We start from the raw sequence: 16,057 nt of genomic DNA on the forward strand, positions 1-16,057 counted from the left end.
CAGCGTAGGGCCGCCGCGCTCCGCCCGCCATCGCGAGCGTCGCCGGCGCCCGGAGCCCCGGCCGGAAGAATTGACCCAGAGCAAACGTGCCATTGCGGCCTGTGATCGACCGCGATTGGCCCTACCTTGGTCCTCATGGATCCCCTCATCAGCCGCAGGGCCCTCAACCGGGCCACGCTGGAGCGCCAGTTCCTGCTGAGCCGCACCGACCGCGGCGTGGTCGACGTCGTCGAGCACCTGGCCGGGCTGCAGGCGCAGACCCCGCACACGTGGTACACCGGCCTGTGGAACCGCATCGCCGGCTTCGACCCGGCGGCGGCCGGGGAGCTGCTGCTCTCGCGCGAGCTGGTCCGCATCGCGCTGCACCGCTCGACCATCCACCTGGTCAGCGCCCGCGACTGCCTGGCCATGCGGCCGCTGCTCCAGCCGGTCACCACGCGCATGACGCGCAGCGTGTTCGGCAAGCGGCTGTCCGGGGTCGACCTGGAGGAGCTGGCCGAGGCCGGGCGCGAGCTGCTGGAGTCGCGGTCGATGACCTTCGCCGAGCTGGGGCGCGAGCTCGCCGGGCGCTGGCCGCAGGCCGACCCGCAGGCGCTCGGCCAGGGCGTGCGCTCGCTGGTGCCGCTGGTGCAGGTGCCGCCCCGCGGCGTGTGGGGCCGCAGCGGGCCGGTCGCCCACACCAGCGCCGAGTCGTGGCTCGGCTTCCGCGCCCCGGCGATGGCGGCGGGCGAGCTGGTCAGGCGCTACCTGGCGGCGTTCGGGCCCGCCTCGGTCCTCGACATGCAGACCTGGTCGGGGCTGACCCGGCTGTCGGAGGTCGTGGAGACGCTGGACCTCAGGCGCTTCGACGACGGGTCCGGCCGCGTCGTCTACGACCTGCCCGACGCTCCCCGCCCGCCCGAGGACGTGCCCGCGCCGGTGCGGCTGATGTACGACTTCGACAACCTGTTCCTGTCGTACGCCGACCGCTCGCGGGTCATCAGCGACGTCGGCGGGGCCGTGCTGGGCCGCTTCGCGGGGACGAACGTCCAGCCCCGGATGATCTTGGTGGACGGCTTCACCGCCGGCGACTGGACGTACCGCAGGGCCAGGGGCGTCGCCACGCTCAACGTGCACGCCTGGCAGCCGATCAGGGAGCGGGACGAGGTCGAGAAGGAGGCGCTGGCGCTGCTGGCCTTCCTCGCGCCCGGCGACGAGCACGAGGTGGCCTTCTTCAACGCCTCCTCCATGGGCTGACCCGGGGGCCGGTCAGGAGGTGGCGGCGGCGGGCAGCGCGGCCGTCCGCTCGACCTCCGCGATCTGCTCGTCGGTGACGACGAGGCTGCCGAACTGCCGGACCGCCTGGTAGTACGTCCAGGCGAGCCCGTCGCAGGTGGTCTTGGAGGCCCCGGAGTACGCCGCGCACACCTGCCGCAGGTCGTAGTAGAAGGCGTCGTCGATGCGCGGCTTGTTCGCCGGGAACTGGCTCACGGACTTGTAGTTGCGGTAGCCGAAGTCGTGCCGGCGGCAGGGCATGCGGAAGTCGAAGCCGAGCGGCTGGTCGGGGCTGCTGGAGCACAGGTCGGTGGACCAGTCGAAGGCGTAGTCGGCCCAGGCGGCCTGGTTCTCCCACGCCGAGCGCCACGCGAGGGCGCTCGGCGTCGTGGGCTGGCTGAACCCGGAGAGCGCGGCGAGCTTCTGCTCCAGCGTCACCGCGTGGGCGGGCAGCCCGAACACGGTGGTCAGGGAGATCGCGGCGGCAAAGAGCGTGGCGAGGCAACGTCGGACCATGGGAATCTGCTTCTCCTGCCCGGGGAAACGTGAGGACTTCGATCAGATTCGCGCGACGTCCTTACGATGAAGGGGAAAACCGGGTAACGCAGAAGCAGAAAGTGCTCAATTTCCGCACGGTGATTGGCGGAACGTCGCCCTTTACGGCTTCGCCGTTCCGTGGTCAGGCAGGTCGGTCAGGTTTCGTGCAGGCGGCGGATCACGGCCTGCTTGGCGGAGGCGAACTCCTCGTCCGTCAGCACGCCCGCGCGGTGCAGCTCGCCCAGCTCGGCGAGGCGGCGCAGGACGGCGTCGTGCACATCCCCGCCGGGGGCCGGGACGGGAGGCAGCTCCGGCGGCAGCTCGCGCGGCAGGCGGGCCAGCACCGCCGCGGCGACCAGGGCGCTCGCCCCGCCGAAGCGCTGGATGCCCCACGAGATGCAGCGCAGGTCCTTCTGCGGCTGCTGCGTCGGGCCCTCGCCCTTGACGCGGAAGCGCAGGGTGCCGTAGCCCATGCCGGACTGCGGCTTCCACTCCACGCCCGTCACCGCCGACAGCGGGTATTCCTGCGGCCCCGCCTTCTCCTTCTCCGACGCGGCGAAGCCGGTCCACTCCAGCCGCACCCGCTCGCCGTCGAAGATCACCGTGCCGTCGCCCGCGGTGGCCGAGATGGGGACGTCGGGGCCGGGCAGCAGGTATTCCTCGCAGGGGCCGCTGGGCTGCTGGTAGATCTCCAGCGTGTCGCGCACCTCGTCGGCGAAGTACTCGGCCGCGCCCGCGCGGGTCCTCGGCACCGCCAGCCGGTAGGGGTCCGCGGGCGGCCCGAGCGTCCCCGCCACCGCGTCGGAGAGCGGATCGGCCCCCTTGCGCAGCCGCAGCCGCAGGTGACCGCCCTTGCGGGCGGGCTCGAACGTCACCCCGGCGATCGCCTCGCGCGGCACCGCGACCGCGCCCAGCGTCCGGCGGAGCTCGTGCACGTCCTTCCCGCTGCCGGGCACGATGCGCAGAAGGTCACCGTTGAACGTCCATGACCCGTCGGGGACGGCGATCTCGGCCATATCCTCACCCTAGGACAACGCGCGGGGAGGCGTTGACGGCTACGGGCCCTCGCCGGCCGGAGAAGGAGCGGGATGGAGATCTTCACGAGCTGGCCCTCCTGGAGGCAGGCGGAGGGCCCGCTCCGGGGCGCGCTGCCCGGCCCCACGGTGGAGGCGCTGCGCGAGGCGGTGGCGTTCGCGGGCCGGTGCCACGGGGTGCAGCAGCGGCCGACCGGCCGGCCGTACGTGGAGCATCTGCTGGAGGCGCTGGAGATCGCCGTGTGCGGGGCGGGGGTGCGCGAGCGGGACGTGCTGGTCGCCGCCGTGCTGCACGACGTGCTGGAGGACACCCCGTGCACCGAGCGGGAGCTCGCCCGGCGCTTCGGCGTGGAGATCACCGAGCTGGTGCGGTGGGTGACCCGGCGGCCGGGCACGTCCAAGGCCGACTACCTCGCCGCCCTCGTCCAGGCTCCCCCGCAGGCCGTGCTGGTCAAGCTGGCCGACCGGGCGAGCAACGTGCAGGAGCTCCAGCGCATGCCGTGGCGGTTCCAGCGGCGCTACTACCTGGAGACGGTCGCGTACGTGCTGCCGCTGGCCGGCGCCCACCCCTGGTTCGCGGAGTGGTACGCCGAGTGGCGCCGGCTCTGGCGCCGCGTCGAACGCTGGCCCGCCTGACCGCTCACGCCGGGACGCGCGCCCCCGGGGCGACCCTGGACAGCCAGGCGGCGGCCTCGCCGGCGGGCAGGACCCTGCGCAGGCGCACGTCCGGCCGCATCATCGGGTAGATCCGGCCGGGGCTCCACGACCGCCGGTAGGCGGGCGCGTCCAGGACGAGCACGCGCACCCCGTCCAGGCGGGGGATGTCGGCCGGGCGGCCCTCGTCCCAGATCCGCCGGCCGTGCCTGTCCACCAGGGCGAACGGGCCGCGCACCGGCGGCGCTGCCGGGTCCGCGGGCCCGTCGGTCGCGGCGCGCACCCACGCCGGGTCCGGCCGCACCCCCTCCAGCAGGCCCTCGGCGCCCGGACCGCTCAGCACGTCGGCGAGCAGCGTCTGGAGCTGGACGTTGTCGCCGATCCCGCCGATCACGACCTCGTAGCCGCGGCCGGTGGGCCGGTGCAGCACGATCAGCCGCTCGTCGTCGAGGACGCGCAGCAGCCCGGCCAGCAGCTCCAGGTCGGGGCGCTCGTCCAGCACCGTCCCGAGGGCGGCGATCAGCCGCTCGCGGCCGGGCAGCGCGTGCCGCAGCCGGGGCGAGAGCTGCAGGATCGACAGCACGGGCAGGCTCCGCAGCCGCGCCAGCGACCAGGCGTCGGCCAGCTCCACGGCGGCCTCGCGGGTGAGCGGCGCGGCGGTCAGCCGGTCGGCCGCGGCCTCGGTCCAGCCGTGGTCGTCGGCCACCGGCTCGGGCGGCGCCTCACCGGTCGCCGTACGCCAGTGGGCGGCGAACGTGCCGGCCAGCTCCAGGCAGTCGGCCAGCTCGGCGACCAGCGGCGCGGCCACCGGCTCAGGATCGCCACCCAGCTCGGCCAGCGCGCCGCACAGCACGCCGAGGCGGGCGCCGATCCTGACGGGGACCCGCTCGAAGAGGTCCCCGAGCCGCGCGAGCACGGCCGACAGCGCCGGCTCGTCGGCGGTCCGGGCGGCGGCGTACAGCCTGGGCAGGATGTCGAGAAGGCGAAGGGGGTTCCGGTCGGCCGCGGCGCGGTGCAGTTCGTCGGAGAGTTGATCGAGCATTGCGGAAGGCTATGACATGAAGGGTGACGTACGTCGCTCTTTCGGGGTTGCGCCGGTTACGAGCAGCAGACGATCCGGTTGCCGCCGAAACGACCTGAGCGCAGGCTACGAAGACGTGGGCCAGAACTTGGGTGAGTTCAGCGCAGGATCGATCACCCGCAGCCGGCTCGCCACCGTGGGATCGACGCCTCGCAAAGTGATCAAGCGCGGTCCGCTGGATTTTTCCAGTAACGCCAGTGCGCTCGGTAAGCCCGCGGCGACCGTCGCGATCGCGACGCCCATTCCGACCAGCCCAGGGTGCTTGTGCGGGTATTCGACCCGGTGCAGGCCGGAGGCGGCGACAGCGGCCACTTCCCGCGGTCGCTGCATCTGCCGGGCGTCGTTGGTGAGAACCACGTGGAACCCCTCGGCCGCGGCTCGCGGATACAGGGTCTCATCGCGCGTGCCCGCCCAGCCGGGAAGATCCAGCAGGTGGACGATGTCGTGGTTCAGTACGAAGCTCGTCAGGACCTGGTGCAGCGGACGGGGGACGTTCTCATCCAGCAGCAGCCTCATGCTGCTCCCTGGGAGGCTCGTAACTGTCGACGTAGTCGGCGAAGTCGGCGGCGTCCAGCGCCGCGGTGGCCGACACGCTGGGGTAGTAGTCAGCGATCCGCTCAGCCGGGACGCCATCCCGCAGCAGCGCCGCGATCTCGTCGTACGGCACCCGGGTCCCTTCGATCACCGGCATCCCCCCGCGAACCGCCGGGTCGACCGTGACGTGCTCCCGAGGACGCAGCAGATCCGGAATGTGCCGTCCATCCCGGTAGAACGGCCGCAGCACCTCGACCATGTCATGAATGACGACGTTGGCCGTGCGATGCACCAGATCGGTGGCCTGACCCTGCTCGACCAAGTAGATCGTCGAAGCGTCGGTCACCAGCTGGTAAGCCGACAGATGCTCACGCTCCTGCAGGCCGTCGCGGAGCGTGTCGAGCGCCCGGCGGATCTTCTGCAAGGACGCGTCTTGGCGCAGCTTCACACACGTACGCAACGCCACGAGATCGCGGAACGAGTACAGCACAGGACGCACCGGCGAGACCTCCGGCACCAGCACGGCGCCACGGCCGGAACTGGCCTTGCGCCAGTGCGCGAGCTGACGAAGTGTGGCCCCCGACAATGCCGCCGCCAGCTTCGGACTGTAGGACACCCACTTCACCTCCCTCGCCTGACCCGGCCTCCTTCATCATCGCAAACATCCCCACGGTTCACGCGCCATTACTCCGTGTTGATCGGCCGGCGGAAGCGTCCGGCCCATAAAAAAATCAGGCCCGGCTGCCGTGACGGCAACCGAGCCTGATGTGAAGTGGGTGCGCCGCCAGGGACTCGAACCCCGGACCCGCTGATTAAGAGTCAGCTGCTCTGACCAACTGAGCTAGCGGCGCAACACGAGTAACTGTATCAGCCGCGGAGCGGTGCTCGCACATCAACCGAGACGGGCCGCCAGCCTCCCGTACGCGGCGAGCACGAGGTCCCAGAAGCCCGGCACGTCCAGGGCGGTCGCTACCAGGGCGTTCGCCCGGCGGCCTGCCGGGTCGAGGTCCGTCACGGTCGTGCCGCGGGTGTGGAGGCCGGTCGTCTCGACGGTCACGGCCGCGGGGACGCAGGTGAACAGCGACGGGTCCAGCACGTACGCGACCGCGCAGGCGTCATGGATGGCCGGCCCGTCGTCGTCCGTCACCTCCTTGTACGACCGCACCCCCGGCACCAGCAGCTCCGCCAGCCTGCCGAGCGGGCGCATCCGGTCGAGCACGGCGGTGTTCACCACGGCCGACAGGGTCACGTCCAGGCCCACCGCCGTGACGGTCCAGCCGGCCGCGAAGACGGTCGCGGCGGCCTCGGGGTCGGTGAGCACGTTGAACTCGGCGGCCGGGACGCGGTCGCCGCCGGTGTAGGAGCCGCCCATGACGACCAGGTCGCGGGCCCACTCCACGATGCGGGGCTCCGCGCGGACGGCGAGGGCGAGGTTCGTCAGGGGGCCCACGCACACCAGCGTGATCTCGCCGGGGGCGGAGCGCAGCGCGTCCACGATGAAGCCGGCCGCGTGGCCGGGCGACGGACCGCGTACGGGTGCGGGCAGCACCGCGTCCCCGAGCCCGCTCGTGCCGTGGACGGCGGCCCGTACGGTGCGCCGGGGCGTCGCGCCGGGGCTGCCCGGCGTCACCGGAACGTCCCCGAGGTCCAGGAACTCGCGCAGCGCCAGCGCGTTCGCCGTGGTCAGCGAGAGGTCCACGTTGCCGCCCACCGTCGTGACGCCCACCAGGTCGAGGGCGTCGCGGGAGCCGGCGATCAGGGCGAGGGCGAGGGCGTCGTCGATGCCGGGATCGCAGTCGAGGAGAACTCTCTTCACAGGTTCGGAGGATACGCACCCGGGCGCGCGAGGCGCCCGGGTGCGGGCATGGATCGGGCCGGGCAGTTCCCCCAAATCTGCCCGGCCCGATCGGTGGCGGTCCAGGCCGGTGTCTTCCCCCAAAAACACCGGCGGTCCCGCACTTGCGGCTCGCGGTCCCCCTCCGCGTCCGCTTCGGTGAAGGTCGTTCGGCCAGAAACCCAGTTCTGTGCTCCTGACCTGCTACAACGCTACCGAGACGAATGCAACGGTCGCGTCATAACGGGGTCGAATATCTGTTTAATCCGACTCAGGAAGCTCCCGACTAGGGCAGCTCCAGCCGAACCTCCGTGCCGTCCTGGAGCGACGTGCTCACCGTGCAGTACTTGTCGTGCACCCGCCCGGCCACCGCGCGGAACACCTCGTCGGCCGCCTCCGACGGCAGCTCCACGTCGTAGGTGATCGTCACCGGGCCCAGCCGGTTCTGCTCGACCTTCTGTGCCTCCACCGTCATCGCCAGCCGCACCAGCCGGTGCCCGCGCTGGGCGGTGAGCGGCTCGACGGTGACGATGTTGCAGCCGCCCACGGCCGCCAGCAGCAGCTCCACGGGCGTGAAAGCCCCTTCGTCGTCGCCGCCGCCGATGCGCACCTCTGCCCCACGGGCGTTGGTGGCCCGGAATCCGCCGTCCTCGGTCCGTTCGACCCACACGTTAGCCATGTTTCAGACCCTACTCAGAAAGCTTTCATGTTCGTTCAGCACCGTGGAGACATGGCAAGCCAGGCGCACGCTCATCATCACGGTCCCGTCCTGTTCTGGTGCGGTGTCGCGGTCGCGGAGATCGGCGCGAACCAGCCGGGCCCCGGCCAGCTCTGGAGGCCCGCGGCCTACCTGGCCGCCGCGCTGCTCGTGGCGGTCGGCTTCCTCACCGTCAAGGCCGCCGGACGGCTCCGCAGCCCGGAGGCCAGGCAGCGGCTGCTGCTCGCCGGCTATCTCTCCGGCGCGCTGCTGGTCGCCCAGCAGTCCGGGGCGTCCACCGGCGCCCCCGGCCTCGTCCAGGCCGGCTCGCTCCTGCTGTACGCCGTGGCCGCCGTGACGGCGCTGCGCGGCCACGCGCTCAGCCGCGCCGCCACCAGGGGCACCCTGCTGATCGCCACCGGCCTCGACGCCGGCGCGCTGCGGGCCCGGCTCGACGGCGGCGACACGGTCGCGATCTACCGTACGGACCGGGTGACCGACGAGCTGCGCGACCTCGCGGCCCGGCGCCGGCTCGTCCTCGTCGAGGGCGCCGAGCACGACCCGCGGGCCAAGGAGCGGATCAGCGCCTCAGGGCTGGCCCGCGAGATCCCCGACCTCGCCGAGCGGGACGTCGTGGTGGCCGGTCCCCGGCCGTTCCAGCGCTACGTCGGGGGCGCGCTGACCCGCCTGGCCGTGCCCCGGTCGCGGGTCCGGTTCACCTCGCGGCTGAAGGCCCGGCCCGCCCTCGCCCCCGGCCTGCCGCCGTGGGCCGCGGACGAGGAGGCGAGGTGACCGTTGTCCCGGAGGCGCCGCTAGGCGTCGGGGTGCTCGCGCAGATAGTTCAGGTACACCGGGCGCAGCGCCTCGCCCAGCTCGCCCTCCCCGGCCGCGATGGCGTCCGCCAGCAGCGCCGACACCTTCGTCAGGTCGGCGTCCGTCTCGTGACCTGAGGCGGCCTCCGCCGCCGGGATGACCTTCAGCAGTTCCCACAGGAACCCCAGATCACCGTGACGCACGGCGTACCGCACCGCGCGCTCGTGCAACTCGTGTGCCGGCAGAGACTCGAGCCCGTTCGCGTCCATCTCGCTCCTTCCCCCGCCCGCCTCTTCCCCTTGCGGGGGCGGCGATAACCGACCGGGCACGTAGTCAGCGGCAGCCCTATCGCGGTGCCGAGCGCAAGTGGGAGTATCAAGCAGCGTGAGATTCATCATCCGAACCATCGCGGCGGCGGTGGCCCTCTGGGTCGCCGTCCAGTTCATCCCCGGAATCGACGTCGGCGCCCCCGCCAACTCCGCGCAGTACTGGGGCGTCCTGCTGCTCGTGGCGCTCATCTTCGGCGTCGTGAACGCCATCGTCAAACCCATCGTGAAGGCGCTCGGCTGCGCCGTCATCGTCCTGACCCTCGGCCTGTTCCTGCTCGTGATCAACGCGGCCATGCTGCTGCTGACGAGCTGGATCTCCACCCAGCTCGACATCCCCTTCCACGTGGACAACTTCTACCCGGCGGCCTTCTGGGGCGCGATCATCGTCAGCGTCGTGAGCTGGCTGCTCGGGCTGATCCTCCCCGACGGCGACTGATCCTCCGATGCCGGCGGTGGTCCTGCTCGACGGCGCCGGACTGACGTGCGCGCAGGTCCGCTGGCCGCCGGCCTCACCGCCTCCCGCCACGCCCTCGGTCCTCGCGCGGGCGGGTGACAGACGAGCTCAGGGGCGGAGGGCGGTGGAGGCCCGGGGACGGAGGGTCGGGGACTGGACGACGCGGCGGCGGCGGGTCGCGCCGTCGGCCGCGGCGGCCGTGAGGCGGACGGCGGCGCGGACGATCCCGTCGATGTCCCAGTCGACCGTGGTCAGCCCCGGCGTGAGCAGCCCCGACATGGGGTGGTCGTCGTAGCCCATGACGGACACGTCGCGGGGGATCGACAGCCCGAGCTCCTGCGCCGCCGCATAGACCCCGTAGGCGATGGAGTCGGCGAAGCAGAAGACGGCGCTCGGTTTCCTGCCGAGCAGGATGCCGCGGGCGGCCTCGGTGGCGGCGGTCATCCCGTGGGGGGCGGTGGAGACTTCGATGTCGAGCCCGAGGCGCTCGGCCTCGGCGGTGACGTGGACGTCGGCGGGCCGGTCGGGGGTGCTGGCCCGGGTGGGGGTGAGCACGGCGATGCGCCGGTGGCCGAGGTCGCGCAGGTGCTCAAGGGCGAGGGTGACGCCGCGCCGGTTGTCGAAGACGACCTCTCCCGCGGTGCCGGGCAGCGAGTCGCCGATCGCGATCACGGGCAGCGACTCGCACAGCTCACGCCAGAACCCGGCCGCCGGGTCGAGCGGCTGCACGATCATGCCGTCGACGCGCTGGTCGCGGAGCTGCTGCGCGAGGGCGCGCTCGCGGGCCGGGTCGCCGACCGCGTCGAGGATCAGGGCGTAGCGGTCCTTCTCCCGCAGCCCTCTGCTGATGCCGACCGCGAGCGACTGCTGCCAGAGGTCTTCGAGCGACCCGCAGAGCAGGCCGATCATCCCGCTGCGCCCGCTGGCCAGGGCCCTGGCGATGGGGTCGGCCTCGTAGCCCAGCTCGGCCGCCGCGGCGCGCACGCGCTCCATGGTCTCCTCCGAGACCTGAAGGCCGCGCAGCGCGTAGGAGACGGCCGCCGGCGACAGGCCGGTGGCCTGGGCCACTTCACGGATCGTCGCTCTCTTGCGAGGCATTACGCCAGCCTATTGCCTGCCGCCGACAGAATCGGGTTTCCCGGTGACGAGCACGATGGGCACGGCCGTTGACAGCGATCAGGTGAAGCGTTTCACTGAACCGAATCACTGAATCGCTTCACTCGTGCACCTTCCCTGGACAGCAGGTTTGTATGTAATACTAGTAGGAAATTAGGGGAGGGGTGATCGTGAGCGGCGGGATCGACGTCCATCAGCATCTGTGGACGGGCGCGTTCGTGGCGGCGTTGCGGGCGCGCACGGCACCGCCCCGGCTCGACGGCTGGACGCTGATCCTCGACGGCGAGCCCCCCTACGAGGTGAACCCGGCCGACCACGAGCGCCGCGACACCACCGGACTGGACCTGGCGCTGGTGTCGCTGTCGAGCCCGCTCGGCATCGAGTTCCTGCCGCCGGAGGAGTGCTGGCCGCTGCTCGACGCCCACCACGAGGGGGCGCTCGGGCTCGGTGAGCCGTTCGGGGTGTGGGCGGCCACCTGCCACAGCGAGCCCGACCCCGACCGGCTGGCGGCCGACCTCGACCGCGGCTGCGCCGGGCTGCAGATCCCGGCGACCGCCGTGCCCGACGACCGGCTGCTCGAGGTGCTGACCGGCCGCGACCTGCCGCTGTTCGTGCACCCCGGCCCCGCGCGCGTCCCCGGGGGCGCGCCGCCGTGGTGGCCGGCGGTGGTCCCGTACGTGCAGCAGATGCACCAGGCGTGGCACCACTTCCAGGCCGTCGTCCGGCCCCGGCACCCGCGGCTGCGCGTGTGCTTCGCGCTGCTCGCCGGCCTCGCGCCGCTGCACTCGGAGCGGCTGCTGGCCAGGGGCGGCTCCGGCCGCGGCCTGGTCGACCCCGGCGCGTTCGTCGAGACCTCCTCCTACGGCCCGCGCGCGATCGACGCGATCGTCAGGGAGCTGGGGATCGACGTCGTCGTCAACGGCTCCGACGCCCCCTACGCCACCGCGCCCGACCCCGGCCTCGGCGCCGCCGCCGCCCACGCCATCCGCGTCACCAATCCCCGCCGCCTGCTGGGCGGCCGCCCCGGGGCGGCCGTTCCACCGTCCAGAGAGGAGACACGTACGTGAGCACCGACCAGATCCAGCAGGACGGGGGGACCTGCCACGCCCTCCCCGAGCGCACGCTCGACCGGCGCGAGCTGCGCGACCTGGTGGACCGGCTGGCCGCCGCCCCGCAGGAGTGGGAGGAGCTGGTGGACTTCCCGGAGGACGGCGGGCGGCACTACGCCTCGCTGCACCGCGACGCGTACGTGGACGTGTGGGTCCTGTGCTGGCGTCCCGAGGACGACACCGGCTGGCACGACCACGACATCTCCTCGGGCGCGGTGCGGGTGGTGCGGGGCGCGCTGCGCGAGTGCAACCCGCGCATCGGCGGCGAGCACCTGGAGACGGTGGTCACGGAGGGGCAGTCGTTCTCGTTCGGGCCCGACCACATCCACCGGCTGACCGGGGCGGTGGAGCGCAGCGTCTCCATCCACGCCTACTCGCCGCCGCTCTGGCGGCTCGGGCAGTACTCGATCGACGGCACCGGCGTGATGCGGCGGGTGTCCGTGAGCTACGCCGACGAGCTGCGGCCCCTGGACGACGCCGAGGTGGCCTGAGGTCAGCGCGGGCGCAGGACGCAGCAGCTTCCGCAGGGCTCCACGTCGGGGAGCACGATCCACAGGCAGCAGGTCCTGCGGAAGTAGCCGTCGCCCGCCGGCTCGATCAGGCCGTCCACCGGCCGCCCGATCCGCCTGAGCAGCTCCATGTAGTCGCCGCGCACGACGGTGGTCAGCGGGTGCGCGAACGCCTCGGCCGTCGAGCCCCACAGCGTGCGCGCGCCCACCCTGGCCCGGCCGCTGATGGCGGCGACCAGCGGCCGCTGGGTGCCGGCCAGCGCCTCGCCGATGGCGTCCGTGCCGTCGGTCCAGGCCACGCGGGTGGCCGCGATCGTCACGCCGGCCTCGGAGACCTTGAACCACGTCTCCTCCAGGCGCATGACCGGCACCCGCCCGTCCAGCGCCCAGCCGAGCGCCATGGGCAGCGTGTGCCAGTAGCTGAACGTCTTCCAGAACAGCGCCGCGCCGACGTGGCGGGGCGCGTCCCAGCGCCTGGCCGTCTCGTCGATCAGCTCGTCCAGCAGCGTGTGAGGCTCCCGCAGCAGCTCCGCGACCGGTGTCCAGGTCTCGTCCGGCTCGATGACCAGGCCGGGCTCGACGCCGAGCACCCCGCCACGGGCGTCGGCCATGCGCCGCAGCGCGTCGGTCAGCACCCAGGACTCCCTTCCCGCTCACTCAAGGCCGGCCCGGCCCTAACGTAGCAGGGCGGCCGGCCAACCAGCCGGCCACGATCTGCGCCGCCAGCACCCCCAGCGCCACCGTCAGCGGCACGCTCCAGCCGCCGGACAGCTCGCGCAGGTAGCCGAAGAGCAGCGGGCCGAGGGCGGCGACCACGTAGCCGACCGACTGGGCCACGGCCGACAGCGCCGTCACCGCGGCCGGGTCCGCCGGGCGCAGCGCGATGATGAGCAGCACCAGCGCGAACGACGCGCCCTGCCCGAGCCCGAGGACGATCATCCACAGCCACGGGAGGGTCGTCGGGGCCAGCAGCACGCCGAGGTAGCCGAGCACGGTCAGCACGCCCGCGCCCACCACGTACGGCACCTGCGAGGCCCGCCGCCCGGCCAGCACCGGGACCGCGAGCGAGGCGGCGACCTGCACCAGGTTCGTCAGGCTGAGCAGGTAGCCGGCCTGCTCGGCGGGCACGCCCCGCTCCATGAAGATCGTCGGCAGCCAGGCCAGGACGACGTAGAAGGTGAGGGACTGCAGCCCCATGAGCGCGGTGACGTACCAGGTGACGCGGCTGCGCAGCACCGTGCCGTAGGGGCGCGGGCCGTCCGACCGGGCGGGCCTGCCGCGGAGCGCCTGCGGCAGCCAGAGCAGCGCCGCCAGCAGGGCGGGCACGGCCAGCAGCGCCGTCACCCCGCGCCAGCCGAACCCGGTGAGCCGCTCGACCGGGATCACCACGGCCGAGGCGACGGCCGCGCCGGCCACGACGGCGGAGACGTAGACGCCGGTCATCACGTTGATCCGGGACGGGAAGTGCTGCTTGACGACGCCGGGCATGGAGACGTTCATGACGGCGATCGCGGTGGCGGCCAGCGCCGAGCCGAGGTAGAGCACCGGCGCCCCGTCGAGGCCGCGCAGCGCCACGCCGCAGGCGATCACGAGCAGCCCGGCCAGCAGCGTGCGGTCGAGCCCGATCCGCCGCGCCAGCAGGGGCGCGACCGGGCCGAACACGCCCAGGCAGACCACCATCACGGTGGTGATCGCGCCGCCGCCCGCCGGCGAGAGGCCCACGTCCCCCATGATCTCGTCGAGGAGAGGGGAGACGCCCGCGATGGCCGGGCGCAGGTTGAGCGCGGCCAGCACGAACCCGGCCACGAGCACCACAGATCGCAACGACATAAGCGTCCACTCTGGCACACGCCCTGACAGCGTTGTCCGCCCCCGTACGGTGAGACATGATCCAGGCGTGAGACCGACGATGAAGGACGTCGCGACGGCGGCGGGCGTGGCGCTGAAGACCGTCTCGCGGGTGGTCAACGGCGAGCCCGGCGTCCATCCCGCGACGGCCGAGCGGGTCCGCGCGGCCATCGGCCGGCTGGGCTACAGCCGCAACGAGAGCGCCCGGGTGCTGCGCAGGGGCAGGACCGCCACGATCGGGCTGGTCATCGGGGACGTCGCCGACCCGTTCTACGCGAGCCTCGGCCGGGCCGTCGAGGACGTCGCGATCGCGCACGACTGCCTGCTGCTCAGCGGCTCGTCCGGGGAGGAGCCCGGGCGCGAGCGGGAGCTGGTCGAGACGTTCTGCGCCCGGCGGGTGGACGGGCTGATCGTCGTGCCGGCCGGGGCCGACCACGGCTGGCTGCGGCCCGAGCTGGAGGCGGGCACGAAGGCGGTCTTCGCCGACCGGCCGCCCGGCGCGGGGCTCGACGCCGACACCGTGCTCGCCGACAACGCGGGCGGGGCGGAGGCGGCCGTACGCCACCTGCTCGGGCAGGGCCACGAGCGCGTCGCCTTCGTCGGGGACGCCCCGGCCATCCACACCGCCGCCGAGCGCCACCGCGGCTACCGGGACGCGCTGGGCGGCCGGTACGACCCCCGCCTCGTCGCGATGCGGCCACCGGCCGAGGAGGCGATGCGGGCGGACCTGGCGCGCATGTTCGCCCTGGACCGGCCGCCCACCGCGATCTTCACCGGCAACGGCCGCTGCACGGTGACGGCGCTGCGGGCGCTCGCCGGGCGGAAGGTGGCGCTGGTGGGCTTCGACGACTTCGAGCTGGCCGACCTGCTGCGGCCCGGGGTGACGGTCGTCGCGCAGGACCCGGCCAGGATGGGGCGGGTGGCGGCCGAGCTGCTGTTCCGCCGCCTGGGCGGCGACGAGGGGCCGCCCGAGCACGTCCGGCTCCCGGTCCGCCTCATCCCGCGTGGCTCGGGCGAGCTTCCCCCGTGAGCGCCGGCGGGCGCAGGACGCCGGCCAGGGCCAGCGCCACCAGGATGCCGCCGGCGCCCGCGATCGTGATGGCCGTCCCGGGGCCGGCCGCCTCGCCGAGCGCGCCGACGGCCGCCGCGCCCACCGCCTGCCCCGTCATGAGCCCCGCCGACTGGAGCCCGAACGCCTGCCCGCGCGTCTCCTCGGGCGCCACGTCCACGAACCGCCGCTGCAGCCCGAGCTGGTACGCCAGCCCCGCCGCCCCCAGTGCGGCCAGCACCGAGGCCCAGGCGATGCCGGGCGCGAGCGCGAAGCCCAGCCAGGGCACCCCGAGCAGCACCGCGAGCGGCAGCGACAGCCGCTCGCGCAGCTCCGGCCTGGCGAAGCGGCCCACGGCGAACTCGCTGACCGCCATGCCGCCGGCGGCCGCCGCCAGCACGATCCCGGCCTGTCCCTGGCCGCCCAGGTAGGGCACGACCATGGCCTCGGCCCCGGCCAGGCACACGCACGGCAGCCATTGGGCGAGCAGCAGCCCGCGTACCCGCCGGTCGCCGACGAGCCGCCGGTTCACGCGCAGCGTCTCGCGCACGGCGCCGCTCCATCCGGCCGTCATCCGCCCGCCCTCCGCGGCGACCCTGGCGGGCCGGTGCGGCAGGCCGGCGCGCAGCACGACCGCCGCCACCACGGACAGGGCCGCCGTGACGGCCAGCGCCCCGGACGGCCCGGTGACCGCCAGGAAGGCGCCCCCGGCCGCGAGGCCCACGATCTGCGCGCCCGCCGAGGCCACGTTGAGCACCGACCTGCCCAGCACGAACGCGTCGCCGGGCAGCACCTCCGGCAGCATCGCCGCCCGCGCCGCGAAGAACACCGGCGAGAACAGCCCGGTGGCCAGCACGAGCGCCAGCAGCGCCCACACCGGCAGCCCCACGTACGCCAGCACCAGGCAGGTGACCGCCCGCACCAGCTCGCCGGCGATCATCAGCGGCCGCGGCGCCACGCGATCGGCCAGCGACAGCAGGAACAGCCCGCCCAGGATGAACGGCAGCCACCCCGCCATGTACGCGGCCGCAGACAGCCCCGCCGACCCGGTCCGCGCGTACACCAGCACGGACAGCGCCAGCATCTTGACCACGTCCCCGGCGATGAGCAGCACGAAGCTGCCGAACAGCACCCGGAACTCCTTGACGGCGAACACCTCGCCGAACGTCGCGCCCTTCACCCGACCGATGGTGCGGAACAAGCCGC

At 73.4% G+C, this 16,057-nt stretch carries 19 protein-coding genes and 1 tRNA gene; 7 read left to right on the top strand and 13 right to left on the bottom strand.

Annotation, left to right across the window (positions count from 1 at the left end; translation table 11 throughout):
• Positions 1-135 precede the first annotated feature (135 nt).
• The gene (locus Nocox_RS34700; RefSeq protein WP_020543901.1) at positions 136-1,236 is read left to right on the top strand and encodes a winged helix DNA-binding domain-containing protein; all 1,101 of its coding nucleotides are present in this window, start codon (positions 136-138) and stop codon (positions 1,234-1,236) included.
• Positions 1,237-1,248: 12 nt separating this feature from the next.
• Here the strand turns inward: Nocox_RS34700 and Nocox_RS34705 are convergent, their stop codons facing one another.
• Both Nocox_RS34705 and Nocox_RS34710 read right to left on the bottom strand, forming a co-directional pair.
• Positions 1,249-1,770, bottom strand: coding sequence for a phospholipase (locus tag Nocox_RS34705; RefSeq protein ID WP_020543902.1), 522 nt, complete (start codon positions 1,768-1,770; stop codon positions 1,249-1,251).
• Positions 1,771-1,946: 176 nt separating this feature from the next.
• A complete protein-coding gene (locus Nocox_RS34710; RefSeq protein WP_020543903.1) occupies positions 1,947-2,807 on the bottom strand; it encodes a DUF4429 domain-containing protein in 861 nt (286 codons plus the stop codon).
• Between the two features lie 72 nt (positions 2,808-2,879).
• On the opposite strand from Nocox_RS34710, the gene Nocox_RS34715 reads away from it, so the two are divergent.
• Positions 2,880-3,461 carry an HD domain-containing protein gene (locus Nocox_RS34715; RefSeq protein WP_020543904.1) on the top strand — a complete coding sequence of 194 codons (582 nt, stop codon included), beginning with the start codon at positions 2,880-2,882 and terminating at the stop codon, positions 3,459-3,461.
• Positions 3,462-3,465: 4 nt separating this feature from the next.
• Here Nocox_RS34715 and Nocox_RS34720 read toward each other — a convergent pair whose 3' ends face one another.
• From Nocox_RS34720 to Nocox_RS34745, 6 genes are all read right to left on the bottom strand, one after another.
• Positions 3,466-4,521, bottom strand: a complete 1,056-nt coding sequence (locus tag Nocox_RS34720) for a hypothetical protein (protein WP_020543905.1) — start codon at positions 4,519-4,521, stop codon at positions 3,466-3,468.
• A 105-nt stretch (positions 4,522-4,626) separates the two neighbouring features.
• Positions 4,627-5,076, bottom strand: coding sequence for a DUF5615 family PIN-like protein (locus Nocox_RS34725; RefSeq protein ID WP_020543906.1), 450 nt, complete (start codon positions 5,074-5,076; stop codon positions 4,627-4,629).
• On the bottom strand, positions 5,057-5,710 hold the full coding sequence (locus Nocox_RS34730; protein WP_033409472.1) for a DUF433 domain-containing protein: 654 nt from the start codon (positions 5,708-5,710) through the stop codon (positions 5,057-5,059). The genes Nocox_RS34725 and Nocox_RS34730 overlap by 20 nt, the downstream gene beginning before the upstream one ends.
• Positions 5,711-5,871: 161 nt before the next feature.
• Positions 5,872-5,945 (bottom strand) — tRNA-Lys (locus Nocox_RS34735).
• Between the two features lie 41 nt (positions 5,946-5,986).
• The gene (locus tag Nocox_RS34740) at positions 5,987-6,910 is read right to left on the bottom strand and encodes a nucleoside hydrolase (protein WP_020543908.1); all 924 of its coding nucleotides are present in this window, start codon (positions 6,908-6,910) and stop codon (positions 5,987-5,989) included.
• A gap of 304 nt (positions 6,911-7,214) precedes the next feature.
• The gene (locus tag Nocox_RS34745) at positions 7,215-7,607 is read right to left on the bottom strand and encodes an OsmC family protein (protein WP_026214472.1); all 393 of its coding nucleotides are present in this window, start codon (positions 7,605-7,607) and stop codon (positions 7,215-7,217) included.
• Positions 7,608-7,658: 51 nt separating this feature from the next.
• Between Nocox_RS34745 and Nocox_RS34750 the strand changes: the two genes are divergently transcribed.
• Positions 7,659-8,417: a ferredoxin reductase domain-containing protein gene (locus tag Nocox_RS34750; protein WP_026214473.1), complete on the top strand. Its 759-nt coding sequence runs from the start codon at positions 7,659-7,661 to the stop codon at positions 8,415-8,417.
• 20 nt (positions 8,418-8,437) lie between these two features.
• Here Nocox_RS34750 and Nocox_RS34755 read toward each other — a convergent pair whose 3' ends face one another.
• Positions 8,438-8,707 carry a hypothetical protein gene (locus Nocox_RS34755; RefSeq protein WP_020543910.1) on the bottom strand — a complete coding sequence of 90 codons (270 nt, stop codon included), beginning with the start codon at positions 8,705-8,707 and terminating at the stop codon, positions 8,438-8,440.
• Positions 8,708-8,822: 115 nt separating this feature from the next.
• Between Nocox_RS34755 and Nocox_RS34760 the strand changes: the two genes are divergently transcribed.
• Positions 8,823-9,203 carry a phage holin family protein gene (locus Nocox_RS34760; protein WP_020543911.1) on the top strand — a complete coding sequence of 127 codons (381 nt, stop codon included), beginning with the start codon at positions 8,823-8,825 and terminating at the stop codon, positions 9,201-9,203.
• A gap of 126 nt (positions 9,204-9,329) precedes the next feature.
• Here the strand turns inward: Nocox_RS34760 and Nocox_RS34765 are convergent, their stop codons facing one another.
• A complete protein-coding gene (locus Nocox_RS34765; protein ID WP_033409398.1) occupies positions 9,330-10,319 on the bottom strand; it encodes a LacI family DNA-binding transcriptional regulator in 990 nt (329 codons plus the stop codon).
• A 188-nt stretch (positions 10,320-10,507) separates the two neighbouring features.
• Here Nocox_RS34765 and Nocox_RS34770 point away from each other — a divergent pair, with 188 nt between their 5' ends.
• Both Nocox_RS34770 and Nocox_RS34775 read left to right on the top strand, forming a co-directional pair.
• A complete protein-coding gene (locus tag Nocox_RS34770; RefSeq protein WP_211212696.1) occupies positions 10,508-11,404 on the top strand; it encodes an amidohydrolase family protein in 897 nt (298 codons plus the stop codon).
• Positions 11,401-11,937 carry a cysteine dioxygenase gene (locus Nocox_RS34775; protein WP_020543914.1) on the top strand — a complete coding sequence of 179 codons (537 nt, stop codon included), beginning with the start codon at positions 11,401-11,403 and terminating at the stop codon, positions 11,935-11,937. The genes Nocox_RS34770 and Nocox_RS34775 overlap by 4 nt, the downstream gene beginning before the upstream one ends.
• 2 nt (positions 11,938-11,939) lie before the next feature.
• On the opposite strand, the gene Nocox_RS34780 is transcribed toward Nocox_RS34775, so the two are convergent.
• Together Nocox_RS34780 and Nocox_RS34785 are read right to left on the bottom strand one after the other, a co-directional pair.
• Positions 11,940-12,590 (bottom strand): hypothetical protein, encoded by a 651-nt coding sequence (locus Nocox_RS34780; RefSeq protein ID WP_020543915.1) that lies wholly within the window; start codon positions 12,588-12,590, stop codon positions 11,940-11,942.
• A 22-nt stretch (positions 12,591-12,612) separates the two neighbouring features.
• A complete protein-coding gene (locus Nocox_RS34785) occupies positions 12,613-13,785 on the bottom strand; it encodes a CynX/NimT family MFS transporter (protein ID WP_033409400.1) in 1,173 nt (390 codons plus the stop codon).
• A 67-nt stretch (positions 13,786-13,852) separates the two neighbouring features.
• On the opposite strand from Nocox_RS34785, the gene Nocox_RS34790 reads away from it, so the two are divergent.
• Positions 13,853-14,833, top strand: coding sequence for a LacI family DNA-binding transcriptional regulator (locus Nocox_RS34790; RefSeq protein WP_425517741.1), 981 nt, complete (start codon positions 13,853-13,855; stop codon positions 14,831-14,833).
• Here the strand turns inward: Nocox_RS34790 and Nocox_RS34795 are convergent.
• Positions 14,799-16,031: an MFS transporter gene (locus tag Nocox_RS34795; RefSeq protein WP_246649652.1), complete on the bottom strand. Its 1,233-nt coding sequence runs from the start codon at positions 16,029-16,031 to the stop codon at positions 14,799-14,801. The genes Nocox_RS34790 and Nocox_RS34795 overlap by 35 nt on opposite strands.
• Between the last annotated feature and the right edge of the window lie 26 nt (positions 16,032-16,057).

This window comes from Nonomuraea coxensis DSM 45129, from assembly GCF_019397265.1.
GTDB lineage: Bacteria > Actinomycetota > Actinomycetes > Streptosporangiales > Streptosporangiaceae > Nonomuraea > Nonomuraea coxensis.